This is a genomic window from Vibrio sp. PSi01 (assembly GCF_054960695.1).
Genome location: NZ_JBHNYN010000041.1, coordinates 1 through 978 on the forward strand (window position 1 = coordinate 1; position 978 = coordinate 978).

1 rRNA gene is annotated in these 978 nt (G+C 50.9%); it reads right to left on the reverse strand.

The features are described from left to right. A 23S ribosomal RNA gene (locus ACFI6G_RS22120) occupies positions 1–978 on the reverse strand; the annotation flags it as partial.

A 978-nucleotide genomic window follows, 5' to 3' on the forward strand; every position in this document is an offset into this window, starting at 1 on the left:
CCAACGTTAGAACATCAAAACTACAAGGGTGGTATTTCAAGGACGACTCCATCACATCTAGCGACGCAATTTCATAGTCTCCCACCTATCCTACACATGTAGGTTCAATGTTCAGTGCCAAGCTGTAGTAAAGGTTCACGGGGTCTTTCCGTCTAGCCGCGGGTACACTGCATCTTCACAGCGATTTCAATTTCACTGAGTCTCGGGTGGAGACAGCGTGGCCATCATTACGCCATTCGTGCAGGTCGGAACTTACCCGACAAGGAATTTCGCTACCTTAGGACCGTTATAGTTACGGCCGCCGTTTACCGGGGCTTCGATCAAGAGCTTCGACCGAAGTCTAACCCCATCAATTAACCTTCCGGCACCGGGCAGGCGTCACACCGTATACGTCATCTTACGATTTTGCACAGTGCTGTGTTTTTAATAAACAGTTGCAGCCACCTGGTATCTGCGACTCTCGTCTGCTCCATCCGCAAGGGACTTCACTGATAAGAGCGTACCTTCTCCCGAAGTTACGGTACCATTTTGCCTAGTTCCTTCACCCGAGTTCTCTCAAGCGCCTTGGTATTCTCTACCCGACCACCTGTGTCGGTTTGGGGTACGATTCCTTACAATCTGAAGCTTAGAGGCTTTTCCTGGAAGCATGGCATCAATGACTTCACTACCGTAGTAGCTCGACATCGTATCTCAGCGTTAGTAGCGGTCCGGATTTACCTAAACCACCCGCCTACATACTTGAACCTGGACAACCGTCGCCAGGCCCACCTAGCCTTCTCCGTCCCCCCATCGCAATTGTAAGAAGTACGGGAATATTAACCCGTTTCCCATCGACTACGCCTTTCGGCCTCGCCTTAGGAGTCGACTTACCCTGCCCCGATTAACGTTGGACAGGAACCCTTGGTCTTCCGGCGAGGGAGTTTTTCACTCCCTTTATCGTTACTCATGTCAGCATTCGCACTTCTGATACCTCCAGCA